Source organism: Terrisphaera buseokensis (genome assembly GCF_047521145.2).
Classification (GTDB): domain Bacteria; phylum Verrucomicrobiota; class Verrucomicrobiia; order Opitutales; family Opitutaceae; genus ER46.
The window spans coordinates 5,924,433-5,944,828 of sequence record NZ_CM134186.1; the positions used below are offsets into that span (position 1 = coordinate 5,924,433).

General features: G+C 66.3%; 16 protein-coding genes. 5 read left to right on the plus strand and 11 right to left on the minus strand.

The genetic code is table 11. From position 1 onward, the window contains the following. Nucleotides 1-522 (plus strand): DUF6702 family protein, encoded by a 522-nt coding sequence (locus ACLJEU_RS22245; RefSeq protein WP_414662736.1) that lies wholly within the window; start codon nucleotides 1-3, stop codon nucleotides 520-522. Nucleotides 523-580: 58 nt separating this feature from the next. On the opposite strand, the gene ACLJEU_RS22250 is transcribed toward ACLJEU_RS22245, so the two are convergent. The 4 genes from ACLJEU_RS22250 to ACLJEU_RS22265 form a co-directional block, all read right to left on the minus strand. Further along, a complete protein-coding gene (locus ACLJEU_RS22250) occupies nucleotides 581-1,036 on the minus strand; it encodes a hypothetical protein (RefSeq protein WP_457795292.1) in 456 nt (151 codons plus the stop codon). Nucleotides 1,037-1,382: 346 nt separating this feature from the next. Then, nucleotides 1,383-2,093 carry an SDR family oxidoreductase gene (locus tag ACLJEU_RS22255; protein WP_414662738.1) on the minus strand — a complete coding sequence of 237 codons (711 nt, stop codon included), beginning with the start codon at nucleotides 2,091-2,093 and terminating at the stop codon, nucleotides 1,383-1,385. Between the two features lie 61 nt (nucleotides 2,094-2,154). Further along, nucleotides 2,155-3,135 carry a GTP cyclohydrolase FolE2 gene (gene folE2 / locus ACLJEU_RS22260; protein WP_414662739.1) on the minus strand — a complete coding sequence of 327 codons (981 nt, stop codon included), beginning with the start codon at nucleotides 3,133-3,135 and terminating at the stop codon, nucleotides 2,155-2,157. A gap of 82 nt (nucleotides 3,136-3,217) precedes the next feature. Beyond that, on the minus strand, nucleotides 3,218-3,688 hold the full coding sequence (locus ACLJEU_RS22265) for a 6-pyruvoyl trahydropterin synthase family protein (RefSeq protein ID WP_414662740.1): 471 nt from the start codon (nucleotides 3,686-3,688) through the stop codon (nucleotides 3,218-3,220). Between the two features lie 211 nt (nucleotides 3,689-3,899). On the opposite strand from ACLJEU_RS22265, the gene ACLJEU_RS22270 reads away from it, so the two are divergent. From ACLJEU_RS22270 to ACLJEU_RS22280, 3 genes are all read left to right on the plus strand, one after another. Next, entirely contained in the window at nucleotides 3,900-4,748 is an 849-nt protein-coding gene (locus ACLJEU_RS22270) for a sugar phosphate nucleotidyltransferase (protein WP_414662741.1), read from the plus strand. Continuing rightward, complete coding sequence (locus ACLJEU_RS22275; protein ID WP_414662742.1) at nucleotides 4,745-8,065, plus strand: UTP--glucose-1-phosphate uridylyltransferase; 3,321 nt, start codon at nucleotides 4,745-4,747, stop codon at nucleotides 8,063-8,065. The genes ACLJEU_RS22270 and ACLJEU_RS22275 overlap by 4 nt, the downstream gene beginning before the upstream one ends. Before the next feature lie 261 nt (nucleotides 8,066-8,326). After that, on the plus strand, nucleotides 8,327-9,094 hold the full coding sequence (locus tag ACLJEU_RS22280) for a polysaccharide deacetylase family protein (RefSeq protein WP_414662743.1): 768 nt from the start codon (nucleotides 8,327-8,329) through the stop codon (nucleotides 9,092-9,094). Here the strand turns inward: ACLJEU_RS22280 and ACLJEU_RS22285 are convergent. From ACLJEU_RS22285 to ACLJEU_RS22305, 5 genes are all read right to left on the minus strand, one after another. Next, a complete protein-coding gene (locus tag ACLJEU_RS22285) occupies nucleotides 9,091-9,777 on the minus strand; it encodes a TVP38/TMEM64 family protein (RefSeq protein ID WP_414662744.1) in 687 nt (228 codons plus the stop codon). The genes ACLJEU_RS22280 and ACLJEU_RS22285 overlap by 4 nt on opposite strands. A 245-nt stretch (nucleotides 9,778-10,022) precedes the next feature. After that, nucleotides 10,023-10,994 (minus strand): hypothetical protein, encoded by a 972-nt coding sequence (locus ACLJEU_RS22290; RefSeq protein WP_414662745.1) that lies wholly within the window; start codon nucleotides 10,992-10,994, stop codon nucleotides 10,023-10,025. A 200-nt stretch (nucleotides 10,995-11,194) separates the two neighbouring features. Continuing rightward, nucleotides 11,195-11,860, minus strand: coding sequence for a hypothetical protein (locus ACLJEU_RS22295; protein WP_414662746.1), 666 nt, complete (start codon nucleotides 11,858-11,860; stop codon nucleotides 11,195-11,197). Between the two features lie 20 nt (nucleotides 11,861-11,880). After that, on the minus strand, nucleotides 11,881-13,578 hold the full coding sequence (locus ACLJEU_RS22300) for a hypothetical protein (RefSeq protein WP_414662747.1): 1,698 nt from the start codon (nucleotides 13,576-13,578) through the stop codon (nucleotides 11,881-11,883). Nucleotides 13,579-13,780: 202 nt separating this feature from the next. Next, complete coding sequence (locus ACLJEU_RS22305; RefSeq protein ID WP_414662748.1) at nucleotides 13,781-15,034, minus strand: cation:proton antiporter; 1,254 nt, start codon at nucleotides 15,032-15,034, stop codon at nucleotides 13,781-13,783. Nucleotides 15,035-15,287: 253 nt separating this feature from the next. On the opposite strand from ACLJEU_RS22305, the gene ACLJEU_RS22310 reads away from it, so the two are divergent. After that, nucleotides 15,288-16,226, plus strand: coding sequence for a chorismate transformation enzyme, FkbO/Hyg5 family (locus ACLJEU_RS22310; RefSeq protein WP_414662749.1), 939 nt, complete (start codon nucleotides 15,288-15,290; stop codon nucleotides 16,224-16,226). Between the two features lie 432 nt (nucleotides 16,227-16,658). Here the strand turns inward: ACLJEU_RS22310 and ACLJEU_RS22315 are convergent, their stop codons facing one another. Beyond that, complete coding sequence (locus tag ACLJEU_RS22315) at nucleotides 16,659-17,999, minus strand: class I adenylate-forming enzyme family protein (protein ID WP_414662750.1); 1,341 nt, start codon at nucleotides 17,997-17,999, stop codon at nucleotides 16,659-16,661. After that, nucleotides 17,996-20,335: an MMPL family transporter gene (locus ACLJEU_RS22320; RefSeq protein WP_414662751.1), complete on the minus strand. Its 2,340-nt coding sequence runs from the start codon at nucleotides 20,333-20,335 to the stop codon at nucleotides 17,996-17,998. Before ACLJEU_RS22320 ends, ACLJEU_RS22315 begins: the two co-directional genes overlap by 4 nt. Nucleotides 20,336-20,396: the final 61 nt, after the last annotated feature.

Below are 20,396 nucleotides of genomic sequence, written 5' to 3' on the forward strand. Positions count from 1 at the left end.
ATGGCCGCGGGCTTCCTGCGCCGACTCGGCGGGATCCTGGCCGCACTGCTGGCCGGGCCGGCGGTTCTCGCCCATCCCGTTCACACTTCCGTCGCCGAAGCCGATTACAACCGCTCGACGCGCACGCTGGAAATTGCCGTGCGCGTCTTCGCCGACGACTTTGAGGCCGCGCTCAGCGCGCGGGCCCGGGAGAAAATCTCCCTCGAGAAAACCCCGCCGGCGCAACTCGACGCGCTGATCCGGACCTACGTGACGGAGTCGTTCACCGTCAGGACCCCGGAGGGAAAGCCCGTCGCATGCCGCTGGATCGGCAGGGAGTTGAAGGATCGGGCCAACGAACTCTGGCTGTATTTTGAAGCCGGGCTGCCCGACGGATTTGTCGGTGCGCGACTGCGCCACGCGCTCCTCACCGAACAGTTTTCCGACCAGCTCAATTCGATCCGCGTGAGCGATGGAGCCCGCACGCTCACGCTCCTGTTCTTTCCGGATCGCGGCGAAAAGATCGTCCCCCGCGCGCCCTGATTCGTTTGAGGGCGTTTCAGGCCGGGAGCGCACCAGTGCCGGGCCGCTGTGCGCGGCGTTACGCCATGCTGCTGGCGCGGACGAGTTGCGGCTCCGGCGTCAGCACTTCGCCGCCCGCGGCCAGCCGGCGCGGCCACTGGCGCGCGCCCTGCAGGGTCAGCACCATCCGACCGCGACCTTCCGCCGAAGCCCGGCGGAGCGTGGCCGGCCAGCGGCGTAATGCGGCCATTCCGCCCTGATGACGGGCCGCGACGAGCGATCCGGGGAATGTCCCGAAGGACGGAACCGCGGCACCCGCCGTCCTTGTCCGGACGGTTGCCAGCGCCGGCTGAGCTGCCGCGGCCCGACTGAAAATACCGCCAAGCCAGGGCAACAAGCCCAGTTGGACCAAATATCCGGCGCCCAAGCCGACGTGCACGCAGGCCATGACCTGCAACCACAGCGCCCGGGTGCTGGAACCGTCGATGGCGTTGCGGGCAAAAAATTCAGGTGCGATCTGCGGCAGCACCCACATCCCCAACCCCGAAACACAAAAGGCGAAAGCGTTTCCAGTATTCATGCGGACCTCCCTTTAGCCACGGTCGTGCCACGCCACCGCGGTTCCGGACAAGTCGCTCCGGGCAAGGAGCATACGATTTCAAGCGGTCGGCGCAGCGGGAGTCAGGAGCGACTTTTCGCACGGCATCGCCGCCTGCCTCCGTGCAATTTGAGCGGACCCGTGATCCACGCCGAAATTCGGCCCTCGAGAAGCCGGTTGTTCCATCAATTTTTCTACACTCCGCGCGCGCTCGCGAACCTACGCTGCGATCGGGCCCGAGCCCCAGGAAGGCGTTGGGCGTTTTCCCGATCCGTTCTCCCAATCAGACGTCCCCACGCTGCGGCCGCAGCACGATCTCCTCGACCACGGTGCGACGTGAAAGCCGGTATACGGCGAAGAACGCCTGCGCGACATCAGCCGCCGGCATCATGCGGGCTGGATCGACGCCACTTCCGTCCCACGAAGGCGAAACCGTCGCACCCGGATAAACGCAGCACACGCGCACGCCCTTCTCGCGCAATTCCGCGCGCATCACCTTGCTCAAACCAGTTACACCAAACTTGGCCGCCGAGTAACCCGCGCCGCCCGGATACGCGATCAGTCCGGCGATTGAACTCATGTTGAAGATGTCGCCCCGACCGCGCGCGATCATGCCGGGCGCGAAGGCGCGCGAGACGAGAAACACGCTGCGCAGGTTCGCCGCGATCATCCGATCGAAATCAGCCACGCTCATCTCCGTGAACGGCGCGCCAGCGAATTTTCCCGCGTTGTTGATCAACACCTCCACGCCGCCGAATCGCGCCTGCACCGCCGCGGCCATCGCCGTCACGGCACTCTCATCGCTGACGTCACACGCGAACGTCTCCGCCTTCGCGCCGAGCGCGACGCAGGCCCGGGCGGTCGACGCGAGACCCTTCACGTTGCGCGCCACCAGCGCGAGGCGCACGCCGCGAAGTTCGCGCGCAAAGACCCGGGCGATGGCGGCCCCGATGCCTTGCGACGCGCCAGTGATGAGGACGAAAGGCTTGGACATGGAAACGTGCTGTCGGTGGAACGCCCGGAACACACGGAAAAAATCCGCGCGTTCCGCCGTCTCAGCACACCAGCGAGCCGAAGTTCATGAAATCGGCGCCGAGACCGCCCTTCACGCCCTTGCAGATCACGCTGACGGCGTCGTGCGAGTGCAGTGACTCGAGATGCGAGCACGCGATCTGGAAATCACAGATCCGCTTGTCGGCGTCGAATTCCCGGTAGAGCAGCCGCGCGGCATCCTCGACAAACTTGAGGTGGGCGCCGTTCAACTCGGCGAACGCCTGCTCATCCTCGCGCTTCACCATGACCTGCGTCTCCGTGCGGAGCGCGGCGAGGCAGAGCGCGTGCACGTCCTCGATCCAGATGCGTTTGCCTTGAGCCTCCTCGACCACGACGCGCGCCTTGCTGCGCTGCGAATGCGGCACGGTGTACACGCCGCGCGTGTCGCGCGCGTGTTCGGAAAGCTCGGCCGAGCACGGGCACGCCGAGGAATAGACGAAGTCGAAGTGCACGAAACGCCGGTAGGAGCCGTCACGGGTCACGACGCCCTCGAAGGCGACGTTGTAGAACTGATACCCTTCGAGCCCGCTGCGCAGGCTGCGATGCAACATCGGATACGAGAAGCTCACCTTCAGCCGCGCGTCCTTGCTCTTCACGTTGCGCAGGTAGGAGCGGAGAATCTTGCCCATCCACTCGCCGGTGAAGACCTCGTCCTTGTGCTCGTAGAACGAGCGCACGATGCGGCTCATGTTGATGCCCTTCAGATCGGCCTCGAGGGAAACGGTGCCGGTGACGCTGGCCTCGAGCGTGAGAATTTCCTTCTGCTTCGTGCGAAACTTCAGCGGCAGTTTGAAATTGTGCACGCCCACCTGCTGAATCGGCACGTGCGCCCCCTGGATCGCATCGTGCGCGGCCTCCATCATGTCGGGCAGCGACGCGCGGTACGGCGGGGTGACCGTGAAGGCGGAGTCGTAGCCGCGCTTGATGCGCGGGGCCGCGCCGTTCGCGGCGCGATGCAGATACATGGTCTTTTTTTTGCTCATGTCGTTTTTGATCCGGCCGGCGACGGTTGGTGACGATAACAACCGGACCGCCATCGGTCGCGGAGCTTCGCCGGCGAAGAAATTAAGGGACGTCCGGTCCGAGGTATTCCGCGAAATTCCGCGGCGTCTCGTACAAGCGCACGCAATGCAGTTTTCCCGCCGTGAGGTGCGGCTCGATTTCGTTCCAGAACGCGATGACGAGATTTTCGGTGGACGGATTGATCCCGCGCAGAAACTCCACCTGGTCGTTCAGATTGCGGTGGTCGCACTTGTCCACGACGGTCCGGTGCAGGATCCGTTTCAATTCGCCAAGATCCAGCACGTAGCCGGTCTCCGGGTCAGGCTGACCGCGCACCGTGACCTCGAGCACATAGTTGTGGCCGTGCCAGTGCGGGTTCGTGCAGAGGCCGTATTTCTCCTCGTTCCACTGCTGACTCTTCGTCGGGTTGTGGAGCCGGTGCGCCGAATTGAAATGCACCTGCCGCGTGATGTACACGGTGCCGCGCAGCACTCTGGGTGCGGTGGGCTTCTTGGCGGCGGTCGGCTTCGGCATGGAAGGTTAGAGGTAGCAGAAAAGTCCAACCGGTCAATGCACGGCGTCGGATTCAAAGGCCGACTGCACGCGTGCAGGGGAACGCGGCGCCCTGCTCCTACGTCACACGCGCCACGCGGCTTAAGTGGGGATGTTACGCCACGTTTCGAGTTCGACCCCCGTGGGCGGCGTCTTCACGTTCTGCTCTCTCCACGCCCCGCCTCTATCGTCCATGAGAATCCGCAAAGTCCTCGTCACCGCCGCCAATCCCCGTCAACGGACGCTGCCGCTGCAGACGCTCATCGATCAATCGGGCGAGCCCAAGTCCGCGCTGCAGGTGATCCTTGAGGAGGCCGCCGGGGCCGGCATCGAGGAATTCGGCGTCGTGGTGTGTCCGGGTGACGAGCAGGCGTACGGCGAAGCCTGCGGCGACCTGCGCTCGCGCGTGCGCTTCATCGTGCAGGACGCGCCCCGCGGCTACGGCCACGCGGTGCTGTGCGGCCGGCAGTTCGTCGGCGACGATTCCTTTCTCCATCTTGTCGGCGATCATCTGCACGTGTCGCAAACGGCCGCGAGCTGTGCCCGCCAGCTGATCGACGTCGCCGTCGCGGAAGACGCACCCGTCTCCGCCGTCCAACCGACGCGCGAGAGCCAGCTCACGTCGTTCGGCGCGATCGGCGGCCGGCTCGTGGGCGGTGCGAGTCCTTTGTATCACGTCGAAGCGGTGCTGGAAAAACCCACGCCCACGGTCGCCGAGCAGCAGTTGATCGTGCCGGGCCTGCGCGCCGGTTTCTACCTGTGCTTCTTCGGAATGCACGTGCTCGGGCCGGAGATCTTCACGCTGCTGGACGAGCACCAGCGCGCGGCGCCTGACCGCGCCCTCGGCCTCTCGCCCGCGTTGCACGCGCTGGCGTCGCGGCATCGTTACCTCGCCTTCAACGTCGCCGGCCGCCGTTTCGACATCGGCGCCCCGTACGGGCTGCTGTTCGCCCAGCTCGCATTGTCGCTCTCGGGCCGCGATCGCGATCGCGTCCTTACGCAGCTCGTCGAACTTCTGGCCGTGCGCGCCGACGGATCATGAGCGCCGGCGTCATCGACATTATCGAGTCCAGCGACCCGGCCGTCCGCGATCTCTCCATTGATCGCTGGTGCGAGGGCCGTCCGGTCGCCGCGTTGCTCGCGGCCTGTGACGCCCTCGACGCCTACCGCCGCAAGGAGCCGAATCTCTACAAACGGGTCCGCGCGCTGTTCTTCATCACCGCGATTCATCGGTATCACCTGCCCGCGCGCCCCGATCTTCCGCGACTCGGCCGCGTGCCGCATCCCGGATTCAATCACCTGCTCGAACGCCGGTTCGAGGAGGCGATCACGACCTTCCTCGCCGCGCAGCAGGCGCTCGGGCCGAGCGAAGCGCTCTCCAGCGCGCTGGCCTCGGCGCACCATGCGCTCGCGTTTCAAACTCTCGCCGATCAGGTCCGGCGCACGGTGCGCTCCACCCATGGCAACGCCTGGATGTTCCGGCTCGGCCACCCGCTCGATCAGCCGTTGCGGCTGCGGCGCGAACTGCTCGCGCGCGAAAACGACCAGGCCCCGTATCCGCTGCTGCGCGAACGCACGCCGGTGCGGATGGATCTCACCCATTGCGGCTGGAGCGACATTTTTTTCCTCGGGATGGATTTCCCCGAGGGGGCGCGCGTGCTCAACATCTCGGTCGACCTGGCCGTGCACGGCCGCGACGACACGCCGCGACCGCCGGTCGAGGCGTACTTCCGGGTGATCGACGAGCCGGTAATCCGGTTGGCGAGCGTCGACCTCGAGGCCAGCGCGTGCCTCACCGCGCTCGACGACGTCTTCGATTTCGGCCGCGACTATCTCGGCCTGCTGAAGGCGGCGGTGATCGCCGCGGGCCTCGTGCCGCCCGGCATCGAGCGATCCGGCGCGAGCCTCGCCGAACTGCTCGCGACGATCTTTGGTCCGGGCCGCGGGTTCGAACTCGTCAGCAACGTCAACCGGATCCCCAAGGGCTCGCGGCTCGCCGTATCCACCAATCTGCTCGGCGCGCTCATCGGCGTATGCATGCGCGCCACCGGCCAGATTCAGCAGCTCACAGGTCCGATGGAGGAAGCCGAGCGTCGGATCGTGGCGGCGCGCGCCATCCTCGGCGAATGGATCGGGGGCTCGGGCGGCGGCTGGCAGGACTCCGGCGGACTCTGGCCGGGCATTAAACTGATCGAGGGGGCCGCGGTGCGTCCCGGCGACCCCGAATACGGCGTCAGCCGCGGCCGGCTGCTGCCCCGCCACACGCTGCTCGGCCGTGACCGGATTTCTGATACGGCGCGGCGGAAGCTGCAGGACTCGCTTGTGCTCGTCCACGGCGGCATGGCGCAGAACGTCGGTCCCATTCTCGAGATGGCCACCGAGAAATACCTGCTGCGCAACGAGCCCGAATGGACGGCGCGCCAGCGGGCCGTCGCCACGCTCGACGACATCCTCGGGCTGCTGGCGGCGGGTGACATCCGCGGGCTCGGCCGCGCGCTGACGGAAAACTTCTTCGGCCCGCTGCAAACAATCATCCCGTGGGTCAGCAATCTCTACACCGAGCAGTTGATCGCCCGCACGCGCGCGCGTTTCGGCGACGACTTCTGGGGCTTCTGGATGCTCGGCGGCATGTCGGGCGGCGGCATGGGATTCATCTTCGCGCCGGAACGCCGTGCCGAGGCCCAGGCCGCGTTGCAGGAGATCATGATCGTCACCAAGCGCGAGCTGGAGACGTCGCTGCCGTTCGCGATGGATCCGGTAGTGTATGATTTTGCGATCAACGAGGACGGCTCCGTGGCCGCGCTGCTCGCGGGCGCCGACGCCCTGCTCCCCGTGGCATTCTATCAGCACGCGCTGCCCGGCTCGCTGCGGCGCGAGGCGCGGGATCTGACGCCGCGCGAGCGCGCCGATCTGCAGCAGTTCACGCGCGCCGGCCGGACGCATCCGGAATTCACCAGCGCCCTCCCCTCCTTGCTCGATCGCATGCTGCCGTCGGGCGAAAGCGGCAGCCGCACCGCGCACCGGCTCGACGAACTGCTCGCGGCCAACGGTTTTGATCGCGCCCAGCACGAGCAGATCCGCGCCGACCTGCGCGCCGGCCGCATCGGACTCGCGTTGAACCGCCTGCCGTCGAACACGAAGATCGAGGACGTGCCGCCGCAGGATTTGTTCGATGCAGCCACCGCCTCCGCCGCGCTGCGTCGCGCGGGCGAAGCCGCCTTGCAACGCGGTGAGGTCGCCGTGGTCACGTACGCGGCGGGGGTCGGCAGCCGCTGGACGCAGGGCGCGGGCGTCGCCAAGGGCCTGCATCCGTTCGCCAAGTTTTCCGGCCGTCACCGCAGCTTCATCGACGTGCACCTGGCGAAGTCGCGCCGCACCGCGCAGCAATCCGGCGCCAAGGTGCCGCATGTATTCACGACGAGCTATCTCACGCACGCGGCCATCGAGCGTCACCTTGCCACCGCGCAGAGCTCGACGCAGGAATCACCGGTGTTTCTCTCGCCCGGAAAGTCCATCGGCCTGCGTCTCGTGCCGATGGTGCGCGACCTGCAGTTCGCGTGGGAGGAAACCGCGCAGCAAAAACTCGACGAACAAAAGGAGAAGATGCGCGAGAGCGTCCGCGCCGCACTGACCGGCTGGGCCCGCGGTGCCGGCGAAGGCGGCGACTACACCGACAACGTGCCGGGCCAGTGTCTCCATCCGGTCGGCCATTGGTTCGAGGTGCCTAATCTCCTCAAGAACGGCACGCTCGCGCGCCTGCTCGCAGCGCAACCGCAACTGCGCACGCTGCTCGTGCACAACATCGACACGCTGGGCGCCACGCTCGATCCCGCGCTGGTCGGGTGGTTCCAGGCGTCGGGCGGCGCGCTCGGCTGGGAGGTCATTCCGCGCCGCATCGAGGATCACGGCGGCGGCCTGGCCCGCGTCGACGGCCGGCTCCGGCTCGTCGAGGGCCTCGCGCTCCCGCGCGAAGAGGATGAGTTTGCCCTGACCTACTACAGCACGAATTCATGCTGGGTGGACATCGACCGACTGCTGACGCTCTTCGGCCTCACGCGCGCCGACCTCGCCGACGCCGCCCGCACGGCGAGCGCGGTCCGCGCGATGGCCGCGCGGGTGCCGACCTACATCACGCTCAAGGACGTGAAGAAGCGCTGGGGCCACGGCCAGGAGGACGTGTATCCGGTGGCCCAATTCGAGAAGCTGTGGGGCGACATGACGGCGCTGCCCGAGTGTGCCAACGTCTTTGCCTCGGTGTCGCGCGCCCGCGGCCAGCAGTTGAAAGACCAGGCGCAGCTCGACGGCTGGGCTCGCGACGGATCGGCCGCGTACGTGGATTCGCTGTGCCTCTGGCAGTGACGTTCCCGTCAATGCAGTTCTCCCCGCGTGTCTCATCGCCGCAACTTCGACTGAGATGATCGAAAAGTCTTCTGCCGTCGTGGCTACGAGCGCCAGCGAGGGGTCGAACCGCCACTCGCTGGCGCTCGCAGCCACCTTGAGTCACTTGGATCGCGGGATCCGCCTGTCGCGTGATGTGAGCTCTAGCCGGGCGCACGAATCTCTTCGCCGTGCGCTGCGTGTCGTTTCGGACCCACTCGTGTTCGTTGGGCCTGCGCCTGCATGAATCTGCCCCCGCTCCTCTTCATCGCGCTCGCGAGCAAACTCGTCGCGCTCGTGCTGTGGGCGGGCGGGATGGACGCGCGCGTCGGCGCGGCTTTTTTCTGCGGACCCGATCCCTTCCTGCTCCTCGCGCTCTTCGTGCCGGCGGCGCAGGGCCTCGTGCGCGTGCACACGCGTTTTGCCACGACGCGCCAGGAAGTCTGGCTAACCATCGACGACGGACCGGATCCGGACGACACGCCGCGCATCCTCGATCTGCTCGATCAGCACGGCGCGCGGGCGACGTTCTTCGTCATTGGCGAACGCGCCGCGCGGTGTCCGCACCTCATCCGGGAAATTGTGCGGCGCGGCCACGAGATTGGCCACCACACGCACACCCATCCGGCCGCAACCTTCTGGTGCGCCGGCCCGACCCGGCTGACCGCCGAACTCGATCGCACGCTCGCCACGCTGCAGGAAAATGGGATTCGCCCGCAACGGTTTCGCGCGCCGGTCGGCATCAAGCACCTGTTTCTCGATCCGGTGCTCGCGCGGCGCGGACTCAGTTATGTCGGCTGGAGCGTGCGCAGCGGCGACTGCCGCGCCCCCACGCCCGAGGCCGTGCGGGAGCACACCGTGTCGCAATTGAAACCGGGCGCGATCCTGCTCGTGCACGAAGGTCCCAGCGTGCCGCCGAACGTGCGGGTGACGGGCATTGCGTTGGTGCTCGCGGCCGTGATGGCACGCGGGTTCACCTGCGTGGTGCCGCCGGCGGACGCCCTGCGTTAACGCCCCGGCGGCTTCAGGTTCACGGCGGCGGCGGACGCGTTGAGGCGTTTGCGCATGATGTGGAGCACGACGCCGACGACCACGAACATCGCGCCCGATCCGGCCATCGCCCAGCGATCACCGCGCATCAAACCATCGCCGAGCACGATGATTGACGCCGCATACGTCGAGGGCACGAGCACGGACACCACCATGTAGGTGCCGAAGGGCACGCGGGCGAGACCCAGGATGACGCTCTGCAGAGAGAACGGCGTCACTGGCACCACCCGCAGGATCACGATCGCGAGCCACGCGGTCTTCGGCTTGATGTCGGGCAGCTGGTAGCCGAGCCAGCGCACCACCCACGCGGCGACGGGGCGAAGCGCATACGCGGCGAGCCCGTAGGAGAGCGCGACGTTGGCCGCGATCGCGGCGACCGCGCAGAGCACCACCGTGCCCACTCCGAGGGTGGGCCCAAACACCGGGCCCGCCACAAACGTGAAGCCCGAAAGCGGAAAGCCCACGGCCGGCAGCAGCGCCATCGCGACGAAAAATGGCAGCGGGCCCGCGCTCCGCAGCGCGGTGATCACGCGATCGATGAATCCCCGCACATCGTAATGACGCCAGAGCACGACCGCCCCCACCACGGCCACCGCCGTCAGAATCCCGATGAGAACAAGCTGTGCTTTGCGGGAACGGATCAAGCCGCCATGGTGCAACACCGTTCCCGCCACCGCCGAGCACAAAGCGCGTCGGCCGGCGTCGCGGCGACCTCCTGAATGGGACAATTCGGTTGCCCGCGAATCACGCGAATGGTCGCGAAAGAGAAGACCGGAAAACCAAGCTCTCCGCCAGCGGTGAATCCGGAACGCGGCCGGCGGACAGTACTTCACCTCTGGCATTCGCGATCATCCGCGTGATTCGCGGGAAGCCCGCCGGACGCTTCGCCTCAAAACAGGCCGCGACCTTCGGCGAGGCGTCCGTCCGCGAAGACGATCGTGTGTTTGACGAAGCGGCTGCTCCAATAAACCCAGCGATCGCTGTCAATCGAGGCGGTCTCGTGCGCCGGCGGATAGCCGCGCGCCATGAGCACCAGTTCCTTGGTCATGCCCTTGCGCATTTCACCGCTGGCAATCGCCGTGGCGAGGGCCGCAGGGAGTTTCTCGAGCGGCGTCTTTTCCGCCGAGAGCATCAGGCTCGCGATTTCGCGGATCGATTTCTTGGTATACTTTTCCTCGTTCTTCACCTTCACGTCCTGACCGGTGTCGGCGCGCTTCAGCACAAGCTGCGAGCCGGACATCGAGACGAGTTTGACCGGCGTGTTGATCGGTACAATCGGACCGCGGGCATAATTCGTGGTGACGTGCTCGTTCTTCTCCTCGTGAAAGGTGAAGCGCGTGAAATACTCCTGCCCGACGACGGGCTCCACCTTGGGCGGGGCAATGCTCGGAAGCATCTGCGAGAACGCCGCTGAAACCGCGGGAGCCGGGGCAGGCACTGGCGCGGCGTCGGCGCCATTGGCGGCCGGCACGAGCACTGAAGACCAGGCGGGTGAATTGGCCGCGGGCGAACCGGCAGCAGGAGCCGGGGCCGGAGCCGGAGTGGTGGCAGGCGGCGGAGCGACCGGAGCCGCGGTCGCAGACTGGGCGGGCGCGGCTGCGGGCGCGGGTGCAGCGACCGATTTCAGCGCGATCATCTTTTGAATCATCGCCTCGGATACTCCGGCGCCCTTCAGCGTGATGAGCGCATCGACGCTGGTGTCGTAGTCCGCCGGCTCCTTCTGCATCGCAGCCAGAATGGTCTCTTCGCTCAGACCCGCCTTCTGCATCTTGATCACGTCGTTGTTGTTCATGGCCGCCGCAAGTAGCGGAAGCGCGAGTGAAAGGACGGAAAGCACGCTCGAACGAATGAAGTATTTCATAGGGAGATCGCTAATCGACCGGAAAATTCAAAGGGGAAGCGCCTTGGGATCGGAAGCGCATTCGATGGGAGTGGGTCGAAAGTCGAAGGGCGGCCGGCGCCCGCGACAGGATGGTTTGTCGGGAAAGCACCCGCCTTCGAATGCCATGGGATGCGACCGGGGGCGGTCGCGGTCCCATGAATATTCCCGAACGGCGGGTTTCAAGCCGCAGCCGCACGCGGCGACGGGACGGGCCCCTTCCGGGACAGCAATCCTGCCGCGAGGGCCCCGGCACCGAGCAAAGCCAGCACTGCACCGGCAATGACAAAGTTGCGCGATTTGCCGGCAGGCACCTTGAGCGAATAGATGAGCCCCTGGTCCGCGTTGCCGGGACCGACCAGCGTCACGCCGACGGCGTTGGCCGGCATCACAATCCGGATGGTCTGGAGACTGTTGTTCGCGAGCGGATTGTTGCCACTGAAGAACCACTCGCGGCCGTTGTTGTTGACCAGGCGGAACTCCTTTTCGATCGCGATGCGGAAGCGTCCGTCCTTGCGCAATTCGGGACCGGCCGGGCTGCGCATCGTCATCTTCGCGGTGCGGTTCAAATCGTCCTTCTCGAACTTGAAGTCGTCGATCACGAGCGCGGAAAACTGATGCTTCATCATCGCGCGCAGGCGCGAGGGATCGTCGCCCACCTGCGACTTCCACTGCCGCCAGGCGGCGGCATCGAATGACATTTCCACCGAGAGCGCGATCGAACCGTCGGAAGCCACGTCCTGGACGATGTTGGCGGTTTTCGGCGCGGCTTGCGCCCGCACGGACACTGGCAGCAACACGAGCGCGGCCAGCACGAGGAGGAAGGAGGCGAGAGTTTGCGTTTTCATGATCGGTCCGGAGCGGGGCGTCAGTTGAATCGCACGGTGGAGAGAATCGTCTGCAGCATCGCACTCTGTGAATTCCACACGTTGGAATTCGCGCCCGTGGAAACGAGCACGACTCCGCCGGGAACGGCCTTGGCCACGCACACCCAGCGCGCCACGCCACTGGCGGAGGTCGTCATGCCGTTGAAATACATGGCGCCGTTCTCACCGGGCGAGCTGCCGGTCACCTGTACGCGCGAGCCCATCTGACCGAAGACGCCGGTCACATGATTGATCGCCTGCTGCAAATTCTGCGTGCCCGCCACCTGCATCACGTCGACCTCGGCGCTCGTCGCCGGGTTTCCGACGGAGAGCACGACGATGCCAAAACTGCCCGAGGGGGCGAGTTGGACAAAATCGGCCGGGAACGCGACCGACACATGACCTTGCGGATGCCGCCACGGAGCGAACCCCGGCGGTATCACGGGAGCAGGTGCCGGCATCGGAGCCGGGACGGAACCGCCGCCCTGCGGTTGCATCACCACCAGCGTCTGACCGCCGGGATTCCCGCGTGAAATGCGCTTGGCCAGCGTCTCACCCAGCTTGTCCGTGTCGACGTCGGACAACTCCGGCGGCGTGAAGCCCATCGCCTGGATGTCCTGCACCGGCAGGATCATGATCCGGCCATCCTGCTGGCTGCGTTGCAGCGTCTCCGACGCCATCTTGACCGCATCCTGAAACGACACGTCCGATTCGCGGCCCACCGCGCGCGGCGTGATCGCGGTGCACTCAATCGCGATGCCCTGGGACATCGGCATGTTTTGCTCGGGTGAATAAGCGAGGACGAACGCATGTCCGGGCACGAGGATCATCGCGGTGCGCACGCCCAGATGCTCGAGGACGGATGCCCACAACAGGGTCAGTTCGATGCAGAGACCCTGGTTGTTGATGATCACATCCCGCGGGAGGCGCACGTTCTGCACCATCGTCGAAATGTTGTCGTAGTTGGTCGGCACGCCGGCGTCGCCCGTGTAGCGCAGGCCCGACCGCACCATGTAATTGTAGGTGTTGGCGCAGAGCCGGGCCACTTCCTGCGCTCCGCCCGCGATTCCGGCGGTCGTGCCGCCCGCCTGCTTCGTGATCTCGGAGGTGTAGAGATGCACGACGGGATCGTTGGGCGTGACCATCGCCATCGAAAAAGCCGAGGCGTTGAACGCATCGAACCAGGACTGCACCTCGGCCTGCGGCAGGTCGCAGTACGCCAGTTCGTTCACGCCCCGCAGCGTGATGTCACGGGAAAAGGTTTCCTCGCGGGCCTTCCCCTCCTCGGTCCAGCGATAGCGCACCTGCAGGCTCGCGTTCGTCGCATTGCGTATCTTGGAAACGGATGCAGGCAGCTTGGGATAGTAGAGCTCCGTGAACGTGAAGCCGCCCGGGATCTGGTTGATCACACTCGGTTCGGTCCACGGCACGTAGTCGTCGATCTTGTAGCTGATCGAGAAATTCGTGATCGGGTGCTCACCTTCATTCTTGAAGACGAGTTTGGAAAGATAGTGACGCCCGAACTGCACCTTCGGGCTGGCATACACTTTGTAGCCAAACGTCATGAGCGCCGACTTCACCTCCGGATCCCGCCAAGTGAGCTTGGCTGGCCGTTCACCGACTTTGGCCAAGCCGGCGGCGAGCAAAACGCCACCGACGATCAAACCCGCCGCGCCACCACCGATGAGAATATTCTTCATGCTGGATACTGGACTTGGGGCCATGGCGCTACACCCCGTGTTTTTCTCCGTCAACGGGATTAGAGTCAGCAGCGCGAATTCTTTCGTTCGTGGATGCAAAAGGTCGGCATAAATCAAACCGATCCTCGCTGCCAAAAGAGGCGCGGTCGCGGATCACCGCCCGCGTCGGGCGACGTCGTTTCCAGAACACCCGGCTCGGAAGTCACACCGGCCGGCGAAACTCCCGGCCGTCCGCCTGCCGGTAGAACCGGTTGAACATCGGCGTCGCCATCAGGGTCGTCGCAATCGCCATGAACACGAGAATCGTGAACAGCGTGGGCGTGATGATGCCGCGTTCCAGACCGATGTTGAGAATGATCAGCTCCATCAAACCGCGCGCGTTCATGAGCGAGCCGATGCCCATCGCCTCGTGGTGAGTCTCGCCGCAGGCCCGTGCGGCAACATAGCAGGCTCCAGCTTTACCGATCACCGCCGCCACCAGCACGGCCAAGGTCACCAGCCACAGCGCGGAATCGTTCACGAGATCGAAGCGGGTGTTGAGACCGGAGTAGATGAAGAAAAGCGGGAGCAGCAGCCAGGTCGTCAGCGGCTCAATCCACGTTTGCAGTTTGTCCGCAAACGCACCGCGCGGAACCGCCGCGCCGAGGAAGAACGCCCCGAACACCGCGTACAGGCGGATCGTATCCGTATACCACGACGCCAGCATCAGCAGCACCAGCACCCAGCCGAACGCCCTGCGCTCGGCGCGGGCATCGCGCGCGGCATAGCGTCCCAGAAAACCCAGCAGGCGGCGCCCAAGCGTGAACAGCACGAGGAGAAACACGGCGCTGCCGCCGAGGGCGAGAATCGCGATCCCCGCGTCGCGCGAAAGACTCGCCAGCACGAGCGCCAGGACGCCCCACGCCGCCGCGTCGTCGATCGCCCCCGCCGCCAGGGCCAGCGCCCCCACCGTCGTGCCAGTCAGTCCGCGTTCGTAAATGATCCGCGCCAGCATCGGAAAAGCCGTGATCGCCATTGCCGCCCCCATGAACGGCACCGCCTGAATCGCCGTGACGGTCGGTCCGAAAAAACCGCCACGCGCCAGCAGCATGAAACCCAGCCCGCAACCGAGCGCGAACGGGACGAGAATCCCAGACGCCGAGATGGCCAGCGCGCTGCGCATCCGCGAACGCACGAGATCGACGCGAAACTCCAGACCGACGGTGAACATGTACAGCGCCAGCCCCAACTGGGCGCCGGCAAACAGGATCGGGCGCGACGCCGGCGGAAACAGCATTTGCTGCAGCTGCGGCCAAAAATATCCAAGCAGCGACGGCCCCAACACCACCCCGGCAATCATCTCGCCGACGACCGGCGGCTGTCCGATGCGCACCGCCACTGCAGACACGAGTCGACATACCACCAACACCACCGCCAGCTGCAGAAAAAAGAGAACGGAAAGATCAAAGGTGGTCATGCCGCGGTCCGACGTATTGGACGCCGAATTGGACGCGCACAAGCGGGGATTCCGACGGGGAGTCCGACGGAAGCGCAGGCGTTCCAAGGCTCCCGTGACCACGTCGTCGCCTTGCAGATTGACCGCCCGCGGCCACCGCGCTCTGATCCGCGCTCATGAGAACGCAGCAGTCTCTCAACCGCGTCCCGCTGACGGCGTCACGGCCGCGCCTCCCCGCCGGCCGGTCAATTCGACCGTAACTCGCCTGCGCCCCATGCTGGTCTCTCCTGTTACGCCCCGTCCGGCGGAGCCCGCCTTTCGCATCGCCTTCGACGGCTCGCCCGCGCTGGCCGAACCCGCCACGCTCCAGATTCGAACCCCGTGGCTCGCCGGCGCGCCGGTTGAAGCGCTTTTCCCCCACGTCGCCACCCTGCCCGCCGCGGGCGGCGTGCAGCTTTTCCAAGCCGGCGAATTCCTGCTGGGCTATGCGCGGGAACCGCTGACACACGACGATGTGGCCGTGCACGCCGAGGCCCTTTATCGCCGGCTGCTCACCGCCTGCGGACGCCATCATCTTTACCGCGCCTGGAACTACGTTCCCCAAATCAACGCCCAACCGGGTGCCGTCGAAAACTACCGCGCGTTCTGCCTCGGCCGCGCGCGCGCCTTCGAAAAGGTGCTTGGCCCCGGCTTTGAAACCCGTCTGCCCGCAGCATCCGCGGTCGGCTGCGAGGGCCGCCAGCTGGATGTCATCTTCGTCGCCGGCGAGAACGCCCCGCACCATTTCGAGAACCCGGAGCAGGTGCCCGCGTATCACTATCCGATCGAGCACGGCCCGCGCTCGCCGTCGTTTGCCCGCGCCACCGTCGCCCGCGACGGCGCGAACTCAGTCGTCTTCGTTTCGGGCACCGCCGCGATCAAGGGCCACCAGACTGTCGCGCCGGGCGTTCTCGACGGCCAGCTCGACTGCACCCTCGACAACCTGCGGCTGATCTCGCGGGCCGTCGGTTTGGGCGATCGCTTCACGTCCGACCGGATCACCCGCCGGCAGTTCAAGATTTACCTCCGGCATCCCGAGGATCTGGGCCGCGCCCGCACCCGCCTCGAACGCGATTTGCTGCAGCCCACCGACACGGTGACGTACCTGCACGCGGAGATCTGCCGCGCGGCGCTCGACGTGGAGATCGAGGCGACGCTGTTCCAAACCGGTTAGTTCCAACCGAAGGGCCAAGTATGGTTTGGACCGCGACCGCCCCCGGTCGCACCGGTCCGACGCGACCGAGGGCGGTCGCGGTCCTCGGACTTAATACCAACGTCCTTTGATAGTTTGACTATAGGCCCCTCGCTCGAGGCGGAACCAAGCGCAAAGATGCAAAGAAGCAAAGGTCGATCCGCTAAGGTAAATCCTGTGTTCGGACCTTTGTCCCTTTGCGTCTTTGCGCTTATCTGGGTCACGAGCGCATAACCAGGCGACCACGCCAAAAATCCAGCTATTACGGGCTGCTGGTATAATACCAATCGCTCTTTGCCTTTGGACTTTAGCCGTGGCTACGAGCGCCAGCGAGTGGTCGTTCGGCCACTCGCTGGCGCTCGTAGCCACGATCGATCCAGAAGTCCAAAAGCACGGAGCGATTGGTATCAGCCATCACTCGCCCAACTGCCCGCGCAACCGCCGCGTGTCCGTCTTGCCGCGCGGCGTCACGGGAAACGTTGCGAACGTGACGATCCGCTTGGGAATTTTCCACGGCGCGAGTCGCTCCTGCAGCGCGGTCCGCAGGGCGTCGGCTGCGAGATCGGTCGCCACGGCGGCGGCCAGCGCGTCCACGCGCGCACTGTGCGGCACGACGAACGCATCGCGCACGCCGGGCACGGCCCGCAACGCGCGCTCCACTTCCGCCAGGTTCAACCGCCGGCCCGCAATCTTCACGAACCGCCCGGATCGACCCAGCAACACCAGCTCACCCGCCGCATTGAGCGTCGCGAGATCCGCCGGTTGATAACTCCCGCCACCCGCCGTCCGCCGGCGGTTGCCCAGAGTGTACACCGCCTCACTCGCCACCGTGAAACGACGGCCGCGGCCCCACTCCAGCCGTACGCCCGGCAGCGGCTGGCCCACGCTCCGACCGGTGCGCGCGGCGTCACCACTTTGGTCATACGTGATGCCACCCGTCTCGCTGGAGCCGTAGAAGCTGTGGACCTTCCGGTCGAACTTCACGTGAAACGCCTCCGCGATCTCGGCCGCCAGCGGCGCACCCGCGGAAATCACGGTGCGCAACGAGGCCAGCCGACCCGGCGCCACGTCGGACACCACCAGCGCGCGCAGGAGCGCCGGCACGGCGGGAAACACGGTCGGACGCCACCGCGCGATCGTCTCCACAATCGCATGCGGCAACGCCACGGTGCCACACACGATCGCCGTGCCTTGGGCCAGCAGCGGCACCACGAGATTGCCCAGCCCGTAGGAGTGGCCAAAGGGAATGAGACCGAAGTTCGTATCGTCCGTCCGGATATTCATCGCGGCGCACACCTGGCGTCCGTCCGCCAGCATCTGCGCATCCGTGAACGCGAGCGCCCGCGGCACGCCCGTGGAACCCGACGTGAGCTTGATCAACCGCCGGCCGTCGCGCGCCGGTCGCGACCGCGTTGCGACCGGCACCAGCGCTCCACCGCTCCACCGCGCCACGGCACCGAGTCGCTGCGCCGTCGCCTCCTGTGCGGCCGCCGGTTCACCCGGATCGATCGGCACGATCACCGCGCCGGACTTCAACAAGCCGATGAACACCCGGAACCACTCCGGTCCGTTCGGCTCAGCCAGCACGACCGTCCGGTCGGCGAGGCCGGTCCCGTGCGCCTGCCTCCACGCGTCCGCCGCGGCGTCCAGCGCGGCGCGAGTCACAACCGCGGCCGTCGCGGGCTCGACCAACGCCGTCGCCCCGGGCGCGGCGCGCACCGTATCCTCCCACGCGGAACGCAACGTTGGGTTCATGCGCGGGAGCGCCGCGTGAGCGGCTCGAGTTCCACGATGGCTAGCGCCGTGAGCACAATCAACGCGACGGTCAGGCCGAGCGCGTGAATGACGGGAATCCGGCTGAAGCCGAGCACGCCGAACGACGCCGCCGTCGACAGCGCCGACAACCGCACCGGCACGGGCGGCGTCTGCCCCGCCGCGGAGTTGTCCGACGAGAAGATTGCGTAGTTGTGCGACAAGCACACGCCGAGAAACGATCCCAGCAGGTGAAACAGGTTCAACGTCTGCCCCGTGAGCCCGAGCAGACCGAAAACGAAGAAGCATGATCCGGCGGGAATCAGCGCGATGCGCAGACCGCGCCGGAACGGGTAGATCGCAAAGACACTCAGGATCACGAGAGCCAGACCGATCACACTCAGCTGCAGGGCCGACCACCGGTAACGCGTGAACAAGTCGTTCAACGACTGCAGCTGGTTGAGTCCGATCGTGTGCAGTCCCGGCAGAGCGGATACGGCCGGCTGTTCGACAATCGTGAGAAACCAGAAGGGCGCCTCCCGCGTGTTGCTGAGCAGTGCCAGCGGTCCGGTCAGCGCACGCCCCAGCCCGGCCGCGAGCGCTGCATAGTCCCCGGCCGGCGGCTGCCGTTGCAGGTCGCCCCACGCGGAGAAAAACGGGGCAAACGCCGCGGCCGTGAAACCGCGCTGTTCGAGCGCGACGCCCAAGTCGGTCGCAAACGCTGGCAGCGCCGCGAGCCGCGCAGGCAGCGCGCGCCAGTCGGCTTCCGTCGGCAGGAGCAGCCCGACGCTCGCCGCCGCCACCCCCGGCGTGGCCTGCTGCTGCTGGGCGAGGAAGGCGTCGAGGCGCTGCCGCGCTTCCGGCAAAGTGGCCCCATGCGTCAGAAAAATCGTCCGGCCCGTCGACTCGCCGAAGAGCGCGCGCAGTGCCGTCTCGTTGGCCTGCAACTCCGTGGCCGGGAGATCGAGTTCGCGCACGTCGTCCCGCCAGTGCAGGCGCAACGGCCCGAACACCGCCACCAACGCGATCGCTGCGAACAGCCCGCGCACGCCCCAGCGCAGCAACGGAGAAACGGCCCGACTCCCGGCGCCGCCAAACTGCCGGCCTTCCAACAACGGCCGCTCGAGCTGCGCGAAGTACAGCATCGCGGTGGCCAGCGCACAGAGCAGTCCGGCCGATACGAACACACCGATCTGCCGGATCAGCGGCAGCTCCGAAAACAGCAGGAGCGAAAATCCGATCACCGTCGTCAGGCAGCTCGCCAGCAGCGGCTTCAGGATCCGCCGGAGCTTGGCCGCGTAAGGCTCGTCGGGATACAGCGACGGCTGCATGTAAATGTAGAAGCCGTAATCGACCGCCACGCCGCTGAGCAACGAACCGATCACGAACACGAGGATGTGCAGGCGATCGAACACCAGCGTGGAAAGCGTCCACGCGCCCAGGATCGACAGCAGGATCACCGGCACGAGATGCAACAGCTTGAAGACCCGGCGGACGAACAGGCTGCTGACGCCCAGCACCGCCGCGATCGAAACGAGGTTGAGCCAGCGCATCTCCGTTTCGATCCGCGCCCGGCTCGCGGCCGCAAAGCGATTCACGCCGGACCAGCGGAGCTCAACCGCACCGTGCTGCGCCCGGACGCGCGCGAGCGCCTGCTCGATCGCGGCGAACACCGGCCCCTGGCCTTCCTCGGCAAACGGCGACGCCGTGATCCGCGCCCAAATGAGGGCGTGGCCGCCCGCGTTCGCGCCCGGGGCATCGAGCAACCGCGCGCGCTCGACCAGCGCCGGCACCAGCAGCAGCGGGTCGCGCGGGATCACGTCCTGCAGCGCCGTTGCCTCGGGGCGGTTGAGAAACGTCTCGAGTTGGGTCGCAGTGCGGGTTGCGAGCCACGCGGAAAATCTCTCCCGCGGCTCGCCGGTGCGCGCGAACTCCCGTTCCCGTTCGGCGAGCCAGCCGGGCAGCAGCCACTCGAAGCGATGCGCGAACACCTCGCCGCCGAGGGCGTTTCCGGCCGACGCGTCGCCCATCAACACAATCTCGGCGAAGGCCGGCGATTGGCGGAGCTCTGCGGCGAACGTCGCGGCGGCAGCGGCCGGTGGAGCGCCGGGCGTGCGCGGATCACTCAACGCCAGCAACATCACGCGCGCCTGCACGTTGCTCGCGAAGTTGCGCACCAGCCCGATCTCGGGCGATTGCTCGGCGGCCGGAATCAAATCGAGGACGTTCGTAGAAATCTTCCGCGCGTAGTCGAGCCGGAGCATCCAGATCACACAGAACGCGGCGACCACGCCCAGTGTGAGACGAGCCCAGAGTTTCTGACGCGGCGGTTCACTCATGCACGCGCCGTCGGGTCGACGTGATGGATTCGGATGAAGATCAGCACAGGACGTGGATCAT

What these genes read in the sequence shown, in the direction of transcription:
- ACLJEU_RS22245 (WP_414662736.1), top strand. Translation starts at nt 1, where the DNA reads ATGGCCGCGGGCTTCCTGCGCCGACTCGGCGGGATCCTGGCCGCACTG.
- ACLJEU_RS22250 (WP_457795292.1), bottom strand. Translation starts at nt 1,036, where the DNA reads ATGTGGGTGCTGCCGCAGATCGCACCTGAATTTTTTGCCCGCAACGCC.
- ACLJEU_RS22255 (WP_414662738.1), bottom strand. Translation starts at nt 2,093, where the DNA reads ATGTCCAAGCCTTTCGTCCTCATCACTGGCGCGTCGCAAGGCATCGGG.
- folE2 (WP_414662739.1), bottom strand. Translation starts at nt 3,135, where the DNA reads ATGAGCAAAAAAAAGACCATGTATCTGCATCGCGCCGCGAACGGCGCG.
- ACLJEU_RS22265 (WP_414662740.1), bottom strand. Translation starts at nt 3,688, where the DNA reads ATGCCGAAGCCGACCGCCGCCAAGAAGCCCACCGCACCCAGAGTGCTG.
- ACLJEU_RS22270 (WP_414662741.1), top strand. Translation starts at nt 3,900, where the DNA reads ATGAGAATCCGCAAAGTCCTCGTCACCGCCGCCAATCCCCGTCAACGG.
- ACLJEU_RS22275 (WP_414662742.1), top strand. Translation starts at nt 4,745, where the DNA reads ATGAGCGCCGGCGTCATCGACATTATCGAGTCCAGCGACCCGGCCGTC.
- ACLJEU_RS22280 (WP_414662743.1), top strand. Translation starts at nt 8,327, where the DNA reads ATGAATCTGCCCCCGCTCCTCTTCATCGCGCTCGCGAGCAAACTCGTC.
- ACLJEU_RS22290 (WP_414662745.1), bottom strand. Translation starts at nt 10,994, where the DNA reads ATGAAATACTTCATTCGTTCGAGCGTGCTTTCCGTCCTTTCACTCGCG.
- ACLJEU_RS22295 (WP_414662746.1), bottom strand. Translation starts at nt 11,860, where the DNA reads ATGAAAACGCAAACTCTCGCCTCCTTCCTCCTCGTGCTGGCCGCGCTC.
- ACLJEU_RS22300 (WP_414662747.1), bottom strand. Translation starts at nt 13,578, where the DNA reads ATGAAGAATATTCTCATCGGTGGTGGCGCGGCGGGTTTGATCGTCGGT.
- ACLJEU_RS22305 (WP_414662748.1), bottom strand. Translation starts at nt 15,034, where the DNA reads ATGACCACCTTTGATCTTTCCGTTCTCTTTTTTCTGCAGCTGGCGGTG.
- ACLJEU_RS22310 (WP_414662749.1), top strand. Translation starts at nt 15,288, where the DNA reads ATGCTGGTCTCTCCTGTTACGCCCCGTCCGGCGGAGCCCGCCTTTCGC.
- ACLJEU_RS22315 (WP_414662750.1), bottom strand. Translation starts at nt 17,999, where the DNA reads ATGAACCCAACGTTGCGTTCCGCGTGGGAGGATACGGTGCGCGCCGCG.
- ACLJEU_RS22320 (WP_414662751.1), bottom strand. Translation starts at nt 20,335, where the DNA reads ATGAGTGAACCGCCGCGTCAGAAACTCTGGGCTCGTCTCACACTGGGC.